Source organism: Streptomyces sp. NPDC087859, assembly GCF_044742595.1.
GTDB classification, from domain to species: domain Bacteria; phylum Actinomycetota; class Actinomycetes; order Streptomycetales; family Streptomycetaceae; genus Streptomyces; species Streptomyces canus_F.
The window spans coordinates 65,848-78,928 of the sequence record NZ_JBIUUU010000003.1; the positions used below are offsets into that span (position 1 = coordinate 65,848).

The following is a 13,081-nucleotide window of genomic DNA, read 5'->3' on the forward strand; positions in this document are numbered from 1 at the left end:
CCGCCCCCTGGACCCCCATCGGCCCGAAGGGCCTCGTCCTCAAACGCCGGACGGGCTGAAAGACACGGGCGGGCGGGAGATCGGGACGGCAGACCCTCGTCCTCGGACGCCGGGCGGGCTGAAGACGCGGGTGGGGGCGTTGTCGGGCGGTTGTCAGTGGGGGTGGGGAGGATGTGGGGCAGTGGATGGGTGGAGGTTGGTATGGGTGGCGGGCCGGAGCGGTATGTCGGGGTCGGGGAGCGGCGGGGGCGGCTTGGGGTGCGGCATCGGCTGGGGCGGGAGGTGAGGGCTGGGCGGCCCGAGGAAGTCGCCTCGGCGCTTGTTGCCTTGCATGGGAGTGATCCGGCGGCGGTGTATCTGGCCGTGGGGGCTCGGCTGGCGGAGTCGGTGAAGACCGTGGGTGAGACCGAGCGGGCGTTGTACGAGGATCGTGCGCTGGTGCGGATGCACGGCATGCGGCACACGGTGTTCGTGTTCCCCGCCGAGCTGGTCGCGGTCGTGCACGCCTCGACCGGCGTGACCGTCGCCGCGCGGGAGCGTGCCTCGCTGGTCAAGGACATGGCCAAGGCCGGGGCGCCGGATGCCGGGTGGCTGGCGGAGGTCGAGGAGTCGGCGCTGGCCGCGCTGGGGCGGCGGGGTGAGGCGACGGCGTCCGAACTGGCCTTGGACGAGCCGCGGTTGCGGGAGCAGTTCGTGTACGCCGCGGGGAAGAGCTACGAGGGTGTGCACACCGTCTCGACGCGGCTGCTGAGGGTGTTGGGGACCGAGGGGAAGGTCGTACGGGGGCGGCCGCTCGGTTCCTGGACGTCCTCGCAGTTCCGCTGGGCCGTGGCGCCCGCGCATCCGGAACTCGACGTCGCCGAGGCGCAGGCGGCCCTGCTCGGCCGCTGGCTCGCGGTGTGCGGGCCGGCCACGGAGGACGACCTCAAGTGGTGGACGGGCTGGAAGGTGACGGAGGTCCGGCGGGCGCTGGCCGCGATCGGGGCGCAGGCGGTGTCCCTCGACGAGGGCACGGGGTGGGTCACGGCGGGGGACGCCGAGCCGGTGGCCGGGCCGGTGGAGCCCTGGGCCGCGCTGCTGCCCGGCCTCGATCCGACGGCGATGGGGTGGCGGCAGCGGGACTGGTATCTGGCGCCGGAACTACGGCCCCTGCTCTTCGACCGCAGCGGCAACGTGGGGCCGACGGTGTGGTGGAACGGGCGGGTGGTGGGGGGCTGGGCCCAGCGCGCCGACGGGGAGATCGTGTGGCGGGTGCTGGAGAAGGAGGGGGTGGGGCGTGAGGCGGAAGCGGCGATCGGGGCGGAGGCGGAGCGGCTGCGGGGGTGGGTGGGGGCGACCCGAATGACGCCGCGGTTCCGGACGCCGCTGGAGCGGGAGTTGGCCGGGTAGCGGATGGCCGGCGGCGAGACGGCGCCGGGTGCCCCGAGCGGCACGGGGTACCCGGCGCCACGGCTCACCGCGCGTAACGCATCAGCGCCCGCACCATGTGGCACGTGGTGTCCGACGGCGGATGGACGCCGATCGTCTCCGCCGTGGTCCGTATCGTCTCGTTGCGGGCCTGGTTGGGCAGATAGACGCCCGAGTCGAGCAGGGCGATGGCGAGCCGCATCGCCTTGAGGCGGCGGTTGTGCGTGATGTACCACTCGCGCGGGCGTCCGGGCGGCAGTGCGCGCTTCTCCACGGGCGCGTACGGCAGGTCCAGCAGCACCGGGTGCTGAGCGGTCGACTGGGTGGGCAACGGCTTCAGTGCGGCAGCGGGCACAGGCATCCTCCTGTCGCGGTCAGGGCGTCCACCGGGGGGCCACGACGCCCCCCGCAACACCCTCGAACACTTCTACTATTCTACCCTCCGCCACTGACAAAAGGCCCTGGCCACAAGGGCTTTCGGGGCCTCTGTGACCCAGGTGCAGAACGGGTTTTCGCGTACCGTGGGCGGCATGGAGATCTGGATCAACCCGGCCTGTTCCAAGTGCCGCAGCGCCCTCACCCTGCTCGACGCCGAGGGCGCCGACTACACCGTCCGCCGCTATCTGGAGGACGTACCGAGCGAGGCCGAGATCAAGGACGTACTCGACCGCCTCGGCCTCGAACCGTGGGACATCACCCGCACCCAGGAGGCCGCCGCCAAGGAGCTCGGGCTCAAGGACTGGGCCCGGGACGAGTCCTCGCGGGACCGCTGGATCAAGGCGCTCTCCGCGCACCCCAAGCTCATCCAGCGGCCGATCATCACGGCGGAGGACGGGACGGCGGTGGTCGGCCGTACCGACGAGGCCGTACGGGATGCTCTGTCCCGTTGAGCAAGCGATTGTCCGGCGGCGGGAGTTCGGGGCGTCGACGCTGTTACCCTCCGCCGCCATGACCTTCGGTGATCAAGGAACGCCGTACGGGGCCGCGGACCCGTACACCCAGTGGGTGGTCGAGCAGGAGCGGATACGCCGGCGGCGGCGCACCCGGCGCGCGGTGGCCGCGGGGACGGGTGTCGTCCTCGTCGCGGCGATCACCGCGGGAGGCGTCCTGTACGCGGGCGGGAACGGTGACGGGGAGGCGGCCCCTCCCCCGTCGTCGGCCGCCCCCTCCGTCACCGCGTCCCTGCCCTCCGACGCCCCGTCCGCGCTGCCCTCCCTGCTCTCCCGCCCCGTGATCCGTCCGGAGCAGGCCTTCCCCGCGAAGAGCGTGCGGCTCGACGACGGTTCCCGGTACGAGCGCGTCGACCTGGCCACCACCACCGACTGTTCCGAGGGCATGTCGCCGGAGCTGGCCGCGCTGATCGAACAGGGGCAGGGGTGCGAGCGGTTGACCGCCGCGCTGTTCACGGACGCCGAGCGGCGGTCGCAGGTGACGGTGACCGTGCTGAGCTTCCGGACCGTCCAGGACGCCTCGAAGGTGTTCGCGATGGCCTCGATGGACCCGGTGACCTATCAGGTGGTGTCGCTCGATCCGCCGCCGGAAGCGGGGCTGCCGACCGTGCCGCCCGGGTCGGCGGGAGTGTTCCGGCGGTTGATGACCGTGCGGTCCGTGGTGTTCGCCAACGGACAGTGGGGGGACGGGGCGGAGACCGACGAGGCCGCGATCACCAAGGAGACCGAGGATCTCCTCCAGTACGCCGACGACAACGTGGTGGCGTACGAGGATCCACGTTCTGTGTGACGCAGGTTACTTCAGTGACTCCTGTAACCGCTGAGTAACCTCGTTCGGTATCTCGTACATAGCGGCGTACGCTCCCCGACCTCTCAGGAGGCGCGCATGTCGCGTAGGAGAACTGTCAGTACGGGCAAGAAGGTCGCGCTGTTCGTCGGTGCGGCCGCGGTGGCGGGTGGTGGGGCCTTCGTCATGGCGAGCACCTCGAACGCCTCGCAGGCTCCGCAGAATGTGCGGACCAAGGCCGACTCGGTCGTCTGCCAGGGACTTGCCACCGCCCTCGGAAACAACCAGAAGTTCATCGACGGTCAACGGGCCGCACCGGACGCGCAGTCCACGGCCCGGATCGCCAACCGCGAGGCCGTCATCGCACAGATCAAGGTGCAGCAGAAGGCGTCCGGGTGCGCTGTTGGGGAGTCGGCTCAGGACTCCCAGGCGGCACAGCCGGCCACGCCGAGCGCTGCGGCGAGCGCCGCCCCGAGCACCGCCCCGACTGCGGCACCGAGCGCGGCACCGAGCGCGCCGGCCGCCGTCTCGGGGCAGCAGGTCTGCAACGGCTCCACCGTCACCCTGTCCGGCGAGGCCGGGGCACCTGCCGCCTCCAGCAACCAGTTCCCGGCGGGGACCAGGCTGAAGGTCACCAACCTGGACAACAACAAGTCCACGACGGTGGAGGTCACCTCGGTCTCCGGCAGCTGTGCGCTGCTGAACAACGCCGCTTTCGAGCAGGTCCGCGAGCCCGGGAAGTTCCTGATCCGACGGGCCCTGATCGAGAAGGTGGGGTGAGGCCGACGGCGTAGGAACCCCGTACGTGTCACAGGTCCCGCTGTTCGCGGCCACGAACAGCGGGACCTCCACGTCTTCGGCAACCGCATCGCATACGAGCCGTCGCGCCGCGCCCTTGCGCGGCCGCGAGCAGGGGTTTCTGTCGGCTTTCTGTGTCGGCTTCTGCACACCGGCCGTCCTCACGCCGTGAGACGCGCCACAGAACCACCAGGTAACACGGGGTTCACATCAGAGCAATGATCGGGAAATCGCCTGTTGACAGGCTGCCGGGCATCAAGCGCGGCGTTTCAGTGCCGCAGCGCCGCAGCACCCGCACATGCGCCTAGAGACCCACCCCGAAGGATGTGTCCCGTGACCTTCAAGGCTGAGTACATCTGGATCGACGGCACCGAGCCGACGGCCAAGCTTCGCTCGAAGACCAAGATACTCGCCGACTCCGCCAAGGGCGCCGAGCTGCCGATCTGGGGCTTCGACGGTTCTTCCACGAACCAGGCCGAGGGGCACTCCTCCGACCGCGTGCTCAAGCCGGTGTTCACCTGCCCGGACCCGATCCGTGGCGGCGACGACATCCTGGTGCTGTGCGAGGTCCTCGACATCGACTTCACCCCGCACTCCTCCAACACCCGCGCCGCGCTGGCCGAGGTCGCCGAGAAGTTCGCCGCTCAGGAGCCGATCTTCGGCATCGAGCAGGAGTACACGTTCTTCAAGGACGGCTACCCGCTCGGCTTCCCCAAGGGCGGCTTCCCGGCCCCCCAGGGCGGCTACTACTGCGGCGTCGGCGCCGACGAGATCTTCGGCCGTGACGTCGTCGAGGCGCACCTGGACAACTGCCTGAAGGCGGGTCTGGCGATCTCCGGCATCAACGCCGAGGTCATGCCCGGTCAGTGGGAGTTCCAGGTCGGCCCGGTCTCGCCGCTGGAGGTCTCCGACCACCTGTGGGTCGCCCGCTGGCTGCTCTACCGCACCGCCGAGGACTTCGGCGTCTCCGCCACCCTGGACCCCAAGCCGGTCAAGGGCGACTGGAACGGCGCGGGCGCGCACACCAACTTCTCCACCAAGGCGATGCGCGAGACGTACGAGGCGATCATCACCGCCGCCGAGTCGCTCGGTGAGGGCTCCAAGCCGCTCGACCACGTCAAGAACTACGGCGCCGGCATCGACGACCGTCTGACCGGTCTGCACGAGACCGCCCCGTGGAACGAGTACTCCTACGGTGTCTCCAACCGTGGCGCCTCGGTCCGTATCCCGTGGCAGGTCGAGAAGGACGGCAAGGGTTACATCGAGGACCGCCGTCCGAACGCCAACGTCGACCCGTACCTGGTGACGCGTCTGATCGTCGACACGTGCTGCTCCGCGCTGGAGAAGGCCGGTCAGGTCTGATCCGCCGACCAGTAGCTTCCCGAGGGGCGTCCACCGAAAGGTGGACGCCCCTCGGTGCGTTGTCAGCGGGACGTGCGAAGGTGGGGGCATGGAGATCGACGGGGGCCCGCTCGACATCAAGGTCCAGACGGAGAACAACGAGACGCACACACGGATTTCGGCCGCGCGCCTGCGTGAGCTGGTGCACCGGATCGGGGGCAGCGGCGATCACTTCCTGATCGTGCAGCGGATACCCGACCGGCCGGCGGTGTTCATCCAGGTCGCCCACGAACCGGGTGGGGTCTACGAGTTCCAGCACCGCACCGGCTCCGTCCCCCACATGTGGGTGACCGAGGTGACGGACCCGGATCTCGTCGCGGACGTCATGGCGCGCTGGGCACGGCAGGAGAAGGACTGGGACGCCTCGGTCACCTGGCAGCGCGACGAGCTCGCGGCGCCCCAGGAGGTGCCCCCACCCGACCCGGAGGTCGCCGCGCAGGCCGAGAAGTACGTGCGCGAGACGCTCGCCGACGGCTATCTCGGCATCGAGGAGATCATCCGCGAGACCGTGTACATGGTGGAGGACCGGCTCACCACGGCCCAGGCCCGCCCGATCGTCGAGCGGCTGTGGCTGGAGCGGGTCGAGGAGCAGGAGACCTGGTCGGGGCCGACCGACCCGGACCGTCTGGAGCGGGCGTTCGCCGCGCTGGAGGGCGGCGGCATCGTCGCGCGGGAGAACTTCACCTGCTGCGGCGGCTGCGGGAAGGCGGAGATCGGCGCCGAGATGGCGGACGCGGACGCCCGGGGGTTCGTCTTCTTCCACTACCAGTGCACCCGCAGCGCGGCCGAGCACGACGAGCTCACCCTCTACTTCGGGGACATCGACAACACCCCGGAGGGCACCGCCGCCGTGGGCCGCGAGATCGTCGCCGCTCTCGATGCCGCCGGGTTGTCCACGGAGTGGGACGGCCGTGCGGACAAGACCATCACCGTCACTCCCCTGGTCTGGCGCAAACGCCTGGTGGGGTGAGACACACCACGCTCGATTTCACATCGAGGAAGCGTCCAAGCAGTGAGAGGAGTCTCCTGTTGCGGGCCTGTGTCTGCTTCAATGAGCGCATGGCCAGCTTCCAGAACCCCAGCGCGACAGGTCGCCATGACCTCGAGCCGTTCTGGCCCTCTCGTCAGCACCATGACTTCGACCGGGTGTGTTGCCGCGCGGTGAACGCGCGGGCCCTCTAAAGCCGTACACCCCTTCGGCCTTCGGCCAGCGCGCAGTCGACGTACGTCCACCGACGAACCTCCTCGCGCGAAAAGAGCTGACTTCTCATGGCGACCACTCGTTCCCTGTCCACCGCCGCTCTCCCCACCCCGTCCGAGAGCGGCGCACGGCATCGACTCCGGGCCGTCGGCCCGGACGACGTCCCCGGCGTGGCGGACTTCCTGCCGCCCGGCGCCACTTGGCTGCCCGCTCCGCAGCACACCCTGCCCACCCTGCCGGGCCAGCCGCCGATGATCGGCTACCTGGTGCTCGTCCCGGCCGACCAGCAGCCGCCCCTCCTGCCGGACCCGGCGGGCCTGGCCGGCGAGGCCGACGGCGACCCGCTCGTCCGGATCGACACCGTGCAGCGCACCGCCGAGGTGAACGGCGCGGAACTCGACCTCACCTACCTGGAGTTCGAACTCCTCGCCCATCTCGTCGCGCACCCGCACCGGGTGCACACCCGCGATCAGCTGGTGACCACGGTGTGGGGCTACGGGCATGTGGGCGACGGCCGGACCGTCGACGTCCACATCGCCCGGCTGCGCCGCAAGCTGGGCGCGGAGAACCGCCAGGCCATCCAGACGATCCGCCGGGTCGGCTACAAGTACTCCCCGCCGACCGGGCGCTGACGACACCGGTCGTCTGCTGACGGCAGAGATCCGTCCCGTACGGCCGCTTCGGCAGGCAGAGTCTGTGCCATGAGACTTCTGGTGCTGGGTGGTACGGAGTTCGCGGGACGGGCCGTCGTCGAGGCGGCCCTCGGGCGCGGCTGGGACGTGACCGTCTTCCATCGGGGACGGCACACACCCGTGGCCGGGGTGCGGTCGCTGCACGGCGACCGCACCACGCCCGACGGGCTCGCCGCACTCGCCGGGAGCGGCGGCTCCTGGGACGCCGTCGTCGACACCTGGTCGGCGGCGCCGTCCGCGGTGCGCGACGCGGCACGGGTGCTGCGGGACCGCGCCGGTCGGTACGTGTATGTGTCGAGCTGCTCGGTGTACGCCTGGGCGCCGCCCGCCGGCTACACCGAGGACGCTCCCCTGGTGGAGGGCGCCTCGTCCGACGCCGGGCAGAGCGACTACGCCCGCGACAAGCTGGGCGGCGAGCTGGCCGCGACCGAGGTCTTCGGCGCGGACCGCTCGCTGCTCGTCCGGTCGGGGCTGCTGATCGGGCCGTACGAGAACATCGGGCGGCTGCCCTGGTGGCTGACCCGGATCGCGCGCGGCGGTCCGGTGCTGGCGCCCGGGCCACGGGATCTGCCGCTCCAGTACGTCGATGTCCGCGACCTCGCCGAATGGGTCCTGGACGGGGTGGAGCGGGAGCTGAGCGGGCCGTACAACCTGATGAGCGAGCGCGGGCACACCACCATGGGCGCGCTCCTGGACGCCTGCCTGAAGGTGACCGGATGCGCCGCCGACCTGCGGTGGACCGACCCGGACGTGGTGCTCGGCGCGGGAATCGAGCCGTGGACCCAGCTGCCGGTGTGGGTGCCGCCGGGCAGTGATCTGCAGGCCGCGCTGCACAGTGCCGACGTCTCGCGGGCCGTCGGGGCGGGGCTGCGCTGCCGGCCGGTCGAGGAGACCGTGGCCGACACCTGGGGCTGGCTGCGGGAGATCGGCGGCACCGCGCCACAGCGGCCCGACCGGCCCGCGGTGGGGCTGGACCCGGCGGTGGAGGCGAAGGTGCTGGGCCTCGACGGGGGTGTACCCAGCACCACCTCCTGACCCGGTGTCCAAGCCCCGTGCCCCGCCCGCCTCCCTCGGCCAGACTGGCTGCCATGGACATCGAGACGCAGCGCGACAGTGGTCGCACCGGGGCAAAAGGCATGGGGCGGGCGGCGGTTCGGGGGCTGGCGCTGGCGCTGGTGGCGCTGCCGGGGGCCGTGCTCTGCTTCACCCTCTCCCTGGTGTCCTTCGCGCTGATCCCGATCGGGGTCGGGATCGTCACCACACCGTGGGTGCTGACCGGTGTACGGGCGTTCGCGGACTGGCGGCGGGTGCTCGCCGCCGAGTGGGGCGGGGTACGGATCCCGTCGGCGTACCGGCCGATCCCCGAGGACGCCAACCCGTGGACGCGCACCTTCGGCATGCTGCGGGACCCGGCGACCTGGCGGGACCTGCGGTGGCTGCCGGTCGACATGACGGCGGGTTACCTCACCGCGCTGCTGCCGGCCGTGCTCGTGCTCTACCCCCTGGAGGGGTTCGCGCTGGCGGCGGGGCTGTGGCGGGTGTTCCCCGACGGGTACTGGTACGGGTTCGTCCCCGTCACCGGACAGGCCTCGGCGCTGGCCGCCGCCGCCCTCGGGCTGGTCATCCTCTTCTTCGGCCACTTCTTCGCACCCCGGGCGCTCCAGGCGCACTTCCGGCTCACCAGGGCCGTGCTCGGCGCCAACCAGGGTGAACTCGCCGAGCGGGTGCGGGTGCTGACCGAGACACGGCGCGACGCCGTGGACACCTCCGCCGCCGAACTGCGGCGCATCGAGCGGGATCTGCACGACGGGGCGCAGGCCCGGCTGGTCGCCATGGGCATGGACCTGGGCACCATCGAGATGCTCCTCGACAAGGACCCGGCGAAAGCCAGGGAGTTGCTCGCGCAGGCCCGCAAGTCCTCCGTCGACGCCCTGGCCGAACTGCGCGACCTGGTCCGCGGCATCCATCCGCCGGTGCTCGCCGAGCGCGGACTCGGGGACGCCGTGAAGGCGTTGGCGCTGCGGCTGCCGCTGCCCTCCGACGTGACGGTGGAGCTGACCGGGCGGGCGGACGCTCCCGTCGAGTCGGCGGCGTACTTCGCGATCAGCGAGGTGCTCACCAACGCCGTGAAGCACTCCGGCGCCGACCGGCTCTGGATCGACCTGCACCACACCGAGGGCATGCTGCGGATCACCGTCACCGACGACGGCAAGGGCGGCGCGGCGATCGGGGCGGGCTCGGGCCTGGCCGGGGTCGAGCGCCGGCTGGGTACATTCGACGGCGTCCTGGCCGTCAGCAGTCCCGCGGGCGGTCCCACCATGGTGACCATGGAGATCCCTTGCGTGTTGTCCTAGCCGAAGACCTGTTCCTCCTGCGTGACGGACTGGTCCGGCTGCTGGAAGCCCACGGCTTCGAGATCGCCGCGGCCGTCGAGTCCGGCCCCGAGCTCGCCCGCGCGCTGGCCGAGCTGGAGCCGGACGTCGCCGTGGTCGACGTACGGCTGCCTCCCACGCACACCGACGAGGGTCTGCAGTGTGCGCTCGACGCCCGCCGGGCGCGGCCCGGGCTTCCCGTACTGGTGCTGTCGCAGCATGTGGAGCAGCTGTACGCGCGCGAGCTGCTGGCCGACGGCACCGGCGCGGTGGGGTATCTGCTGAAGGACCGGGTGTTCGACGCGGCGCAGTTCGTGGACGCCGTGCACCGGGTGGCGGCGGGCGGCACCGCGATGGACCCACAGGTCATTCAGCAGTTGCTGACGCGGCGGGCCGCCGCGGACCAGCCGCTGGGCCGGCTGACCCCGCGGGAGCGGGAGGTGCTGGAGCTGATGGCGCAGGGCCGGTCCAACGCGGCGATCGCGGGACAGCTCGTCGTCACAGAACGGGCCATTGCCAAGCACACCTCCAACATCTTCACCAAACTGGACCTCGAGGTGTCGGACGACGACAATCGACGCGTTCTGGCGGTCCTCGCCTATCTGGACCAGGGCCGGTGAGCGGTTGCTGATTTTCTGTAACTTCCGCTGTTCAGGCGATTGTTGAGGCCGGACAGCCGAGTAATCCTCTGATTTGTTTGTGAGGCGACTGAACACCCCTGGGGCCACGTCCGTATGGAACGACGCCGCTTCACTCCTGTCGGGCGACTCGACGCCCCGCAAGGAAGTCAGAGGAGTTCCATGGGACGCAACATTCGCAAACGCCGTACGTCGATGACCACCAAGGTCGTGGCCGGGTCGGCAGCCCTAGCGCTCGGTGGGGGCGGGCTTGTTTGGGCGAACTTCTACGCCTCGGCGCATGAGTCGGGGTCCGGTCAGAACCAGGTGAAGGCCGCCGGGGCACAGATCGCCACGATCCAGTGCCCGGACGTCGGTCAGAAGCTGACGAACGTCCCGAACGGGGCCCGGTCCGGCGTGAGTACGGAGCTGGCGAACCTGGACAAGCAGATCACCGAGGCTTACGCCCGCCTCGCCTCCACGCGCCAAGCACAGTCGAACGACTCAGGATTCGTCCAGAACGCGATCCTCGGCCCGCTCAAGGACAAGCGGACCGCGGCTCTGGACCGGATCCGGATCAACATCCAGCGCGCCGGCGGTGCCAACCCCAACCTGGGCCAGTTCGCCGGATGCGCCGGCGTGCCGGCCGAGCAGCCGCAGACCAACGACGGCGAGGCCGGCCAGGACGGCGGTCAGCAGCAGGACGGCGGTCAGCAGCAGGACGGGGGCCAGCAGCAGGACGGCGGTCAGGACCAGGGCCAGGATCAGGGTCAGGGTCAGGACCAGGGCAACGGCCAGCAGAACGGTCAGGGCGGCAACGGCCCGACGGCCGCCGACTTCGTGGACATCACGCAGGTCCAGGCCAACGCCCAGCTGGGCGTGGGTGCGAACGGACTCCCGGCGAACGGCCGGTCGGGTTCGCGAGGCACCTTCACCACCAAGTGCGGCACCAACGGGAACGACAACCACAACACGGACAACGTGATCGTGGCGCCCGGTGTCTCCAACGGTGCTCACCACCTGCACGACTACGTCGGCAACCAGAGCAATGACGCGTTCGCGAGCGACCAGGAACTGGCGGCGGCACAGACCACCTGCCAGAACCAGGGCGACAAGTCGTCGTACTTCTGGCCGGTGCTGCGACTGCAGGACGGTACGCAGGACTTCGACCAGAACGCGGCCGGCGGTGGCACCGAGGGCAACGTGGGCAAGATCCTCCAGCCCGCGCAGGCGCAGCTGAAGTTCGTCGGCAACAAGAAGGGCAACGTCGTCGCGATGCCGACGGCCCTGCGCATCATCACCGGTGACGCCAAGGCGTTCGTCAACGGCAACGCCAACGCCAACGTCAACTGGAGCTGCACAGGCTTCGAGAACAAGGTCCAGCTGAAGGACAAGTACCCGATCTGCCCGCAGGGCAGCCAGGTGGTGCGCACGACCAACTTCCAGAGCTGCTGGGACGGTCAGAACATCGACAGTGCCAACCACCGCACCCACGTGGCGTTCGTCCAGGCCGACGGCACCTGCGCGAACAACTTCAAGGCGATCCCGCAGCTCCAGGTCCGGCTGGTCTACAACGTTCCGGCCCCGACCATTGAGAACGGGACGGTCGTGAACCCGTACGCGGTCGACACCTTCCCGGAGAACATCCACAAGCCGATCACCGACCACAACGACTTCATCAACTTCTTCTCCGCGAACACGATGAACAAGATGGTCAAGTGCATCAACACCGGCCAGAAGTGCCAGTGAGCTAGCCGGCGCACGAGAAAGCCGGCGGTGGGATCTCCCACCGCCGGCTTTCTCGTGCTCAGTGGCTGCCGGAGTGCGCGGTGTGGTCCTGGCCCTCCTCGAGGTCGCCGCCGAGCGTGGCGCGCAGGGTGGTCACCGTCTTGGTCTCGCCGACGGCGATCCACTTGCGGCCGACGAGGTAGTGACCGCCGTAGTCCTTCGCCCCGTTGATCCACTCGCGCTGGCCGCGGTCGGTGGCGAAGGTCGCCAGGATGAACTTGCCGTCGGCGTCGCTCTTGCGGCACGAGGCCTGGCGGATCTCGTCGGCGTCGATCTGGATGGTCGGATCGCAGCCCACCTCGGCGGCCAGGTGCTCGAGGCTGCCGGTCGCCGTCTCCGGTACGGCGGCCTTGTCGTCATCGCCACCGGAGCCGCAGCCGGTCAGTACAAGAGCCGCCGCGGCGACCGCGAGCATCGATCGGGTCAACCTCATCTGTTCCTCCGGAACCTTCCCATGGGCCTGGGTGCCCGTCCCCTTCCATACGGCTGCGGGGCAAGGTGTGCTCAAATCCGCTGTCTCCCTGGGCACACCCGTGCGAGAGTATGCCGGTGAACGAGGACTGGGAACAGCAGATCACGGCCGCCTGGGCCACCTTCGACGAGTACCCCGAGGACCGGGCCGCCGACTTCCGGGCGGTGATCGACGCCCTTGTCGCCGAGCTTCCCGAGGGCAGCGCGGACGGCCCCTTCGAGCGGGCCTGTGCCTGGGACTCGACCGGACACTCCGACAAGGCGGCCCCGCTGTACCGCGAGGCGCTGGCGCTGGGCCTGAGCGGCTACAAGGGCCGCCGCGCCAAGATCCAGCTGTCCAGCTCGCTGCGGAACATCGGACAGGCCGAAGAGGGCGTCAAGCTGCTGACACCCGAACTCGACGCCCCTTCAGACGAGTTGGACGACGCCGTACGAGCGTGTCTGGCACTGTGCCTGTCCAGCCTCGGCCGGGACCGCGAGGGCCTCTCCCTCGTCCTGGGCGCGCTGGCCCCCCATCTGCCGCGCTACCAGCGGTCGATGGCCAACTACGCGCGGGCGCTCGTCGAGCCGGAGCATCCGTCCGGGAGCTGAGCCACC

14 protein-coding genes are annotated in these 13,081 nt (G+C 70.3%); 12 read left to right on the forward strand and 2 right to left on the reverse strand.

The genetic code is table 11. From position 1 onward, the window contains the following. Positions 1–201: 201 nt before the first annotated feature. Positions 202–1,389, forward strand: a complete 1,188-nt coding sequence (locus tag ACIOHP_RS07710) for a winged helix DNA-binding domain-containing protein (protein WP_401884240.1) — start codon at positions 202–204, stop codon at positions 1,387–1,389. A 64-nt stretch (positions 1,390–1,453) separates the two neighbouring features. On the opposite strand, the gene ACIOHP_RS07715 is transcribed toward ACIOHP_RS07710, so the two are convergent. Beyond that, a complete protein-coding gene (locus ACIOHP_RS07715; protein ID WP_266893400.1) occupies positions 1,454–1,762 on the reverse strand; it encodes a hypothetical protein in 309 nt (102 codons plus the stop codon). Between the two features lie 175 nt (positions 1,763–1,937). Between ACIOHP_RS07715 and ACIOHP_RS07720 the strand changes: the two genes are divergently transcribed. The 10 genes from ACIOHP_RS07720 (at position 1,938) to ACIOHP_RS07765 (ending at position 11,974) form a co-directional block, all read left to right on the forward strand. After that, the gene (locus ACIOHP_RS07720; protein ID WP_361538705.1) at positions 1,938–2,297 is read left to right on the forward strand and encodes an arsenate reductase family protein; all 360 of its coding nucleotides are present in this window, start codon (positions 1,938–1,940) and stop codon (positions 2,295–2,297) included. A 58-nt stretch (positions 2,298–2,355) separates the two neighbouring features. Beyond that, positions 2,356–3,147 (forward strand): hypothetical protein, encoded by a 792-nt coding sequence (locus ACIOHP_RS07725; protein WP_401884243.1) that lies wholly within the window; start codon positions 2,356–2,358, stop codon positions 3,145–3,147. A gap of 96 nt (positions 3,148–3,243) precedes the next feature. Then, on the forward strand, positions 3,244–3,924 hold the full coding sequence (locus ACIOHP_RS07730) for a hypothetical protein (protein WP_401884245.1): 681 nt from the start codon (positions 3,244–3,246) through the stop codon (positions 3,922–3,924). Positions 3,925–4,275: 351 nt separating this feature from the next. After that, positions 4,276–5,304, forward strand: coding sequence for a glutamine synthetase (gene glnII / locus ACIOHP_RS07735; RefSeq protein WP_351689052.1), 1,029 nt, complete (start codon positions 4,276–4,278; stop codon positions 5,302–5,304). An 88-nt stretch (positions 5,305–5,392) separates the two neighbouring features. Further along, complete coding sequence (locus tag ACIOHP_RS07740; RefSeq protein WP_401884247.1) at positions 5,393–6,313, forward strand: DUF6891 domain-containing protein; 921 nt, start codon at positions 5,393–5,395, stop codon at positions 6,311–6,313. Positions 6,314–6,612: 299 nt separating this feature from the next. After that, entirely contained in the window at positions 6,613–7,176 is a 564-nt protein-coding gene (locus tag ACIOHP_RS07745; RefSeq protein WP_361538697.1) for a winged helix-turn-helix domain-containing protein, read from the forward strand. A 69-nt stretch (positions 7,177–7,245) separates the two neighbouring features. Continuing rightward, positions 7,246–8,271, forward strand: coding sequence for an NAD-dependent epimerase/dehydratase family protein (locus ACIOHP_RS07750; protein ID WP_401884250.1), 1,026 nt, complete (start codon positions 7,246–7,248; stop codon positions 8,269–8,271). Between the two features lie 53 nt (positions 8,272–8,324). Continuing rightward, positions 8,325–9,590 (forward strand): sensor domain-containing protein, encoded by a 1,266-nt coding sequence (locus ACIOHP_RS07755; RefSeq protein WP_361538693.1) that lies wholly within the window; start codon positions 8,325–8,327, stop codon positions 9,588–9,590. After that, positions 9,575–10,228, forward strand: coding sequence for a response regulator transcription factor (locus ACIOHP_RS07760; protein WP_361477149.1), 654 nt, complete (start codon positions 9,575–9,577; stop codon positions 10,226–10,228). Before ACIOHP_RS07755 ends, ACIOHP_RS07760 begins: the two co-directional genes overlap by 16 nt. Positions 10,229–10,408: 180 nt before the next feature. Continuing rightward, positions 10,409–11,974, forward strand: coding sequence for a DUF1996 domain-containing protein (locus ACIOHP_RS07765; protein ID WP_401884253.1), 1,566 nt, complete (start codon positions 10,409–10,411; stop codon positions 11,972–11,974). A 58-nt stretch (positions 11,975–12,032) separates the two neighbouring features. Here the strand turns inward: ACIOHP_RS07765 and ACIOHP_RS07770 are convergent, their stop codons facing one another. Next, a complete protein-coding gene (locus tag ACIOHP_RS07770; RefSeq protein ID WP_361538687.1) occupies positions 12,033–12,446 on the reverse strand; it encodes a hypothetical protein in 414 nt (137 codons plus the stop codon). Between the two features lie 110 nt (positions 12,447–12,556). On the opposite strand from ACIOHP_RS07770, the gene ACIOHP_RS07775 reads away from it, so the two are divergent. Further along, positions 12,557–13,075 (forward strand): tetratricopeptide repeat protein, encoded by a 519-nt coding sequence (locus ACIOHP_RS07775; RefSeq protein WP_401884260.1) that lies wholly within the window; start codon positions 12,557–12,559, stop codon positions 13,073–13,075. Positions 13,076–13,081 lie beyond the last annotated feature (6 nt).

Bases quoted from the DNA above. Each gene is read 5' to 3' on its own strand.
- ACIOHP_RS07740 (WP_401884247.1), top strand. From the start codon at position 5,393: ATGGAGATCGACGGGGGCCCGCTCGACATCAAGGTCCAGACGGAGAAC.
- ACIOHP_RS07755 (WP_361538693.1), top strand. From the start codon at position 8,325: ATGGACATCGAGACGCAGCGCGACAGTGGTCGCACCGGGGCAAAAGGC.
- ACIOHP_RS07745 (WP_361538697.1), top strand. From the start codon at position 6,613: ATGGCGACCACTCGTTCCCTGTCCACCGCCGCTCTCCCCACCCCGTCC.
- ACIOHP_RS07750 (WP_401884250.1), top strand. From the start codon at position 7,246: ATGAGACTTCTGGTGCTGGGTGGTACGGAGTTCGCGGGACGGGCCGTC.
- ACIOHP_RS07710 (WP_401884240.1), top strand. From the start codon at position 202: ATGGGTGGCGGGCCGGAGCGGTATGTCGGGGTCGGGGAGCGGCGGGGG.
- ACIOHP_RS07730 (WP_401884245.1), top strand. From the start codon at position 3,244: ATGTCGCGTAGGAGAACTGTCAGTACGGGCAAGAAGGTCGCGCTGTTC.
- ACIOHP_RS07725 (WP_401884243.1), top strand. From the start codon at position 2,356: ATGACCTTCGGTGATCAAGGAACGCCGTACGGGGCCGCGGACCCGTAC.
- ACIOHP_RS07770 (WP_361538687.1), bottom strand. From the start codon at position 12,446: ATGAGGTTGACCCGATCGATGCTCGCGGTCGCCGCGGCGGCTCTTGTA.
- ACIOHP_RS07720 (WP_361538705.1), top strand. From the start codon at position 1,938: ATGGAGATCTGGATCAACCCGGCCTGTTCCAAGTGCCGCAGCGCCCTC.
- ACIOHP_RS07775 (WP_401884260.1), top strand. From the start codon at position 12,557: ATGCCGGTGAACGAGGACTGGGAACAGCAGATCACGGCCGCCTGGGCC.
- ACIOHP_RS07765 (WP_401884253.1), top strand. From the start codon at position 10,409: ATGGGACGCAACATTCGCAAACGCCGTACGTCGATGACCACCAAGGTC.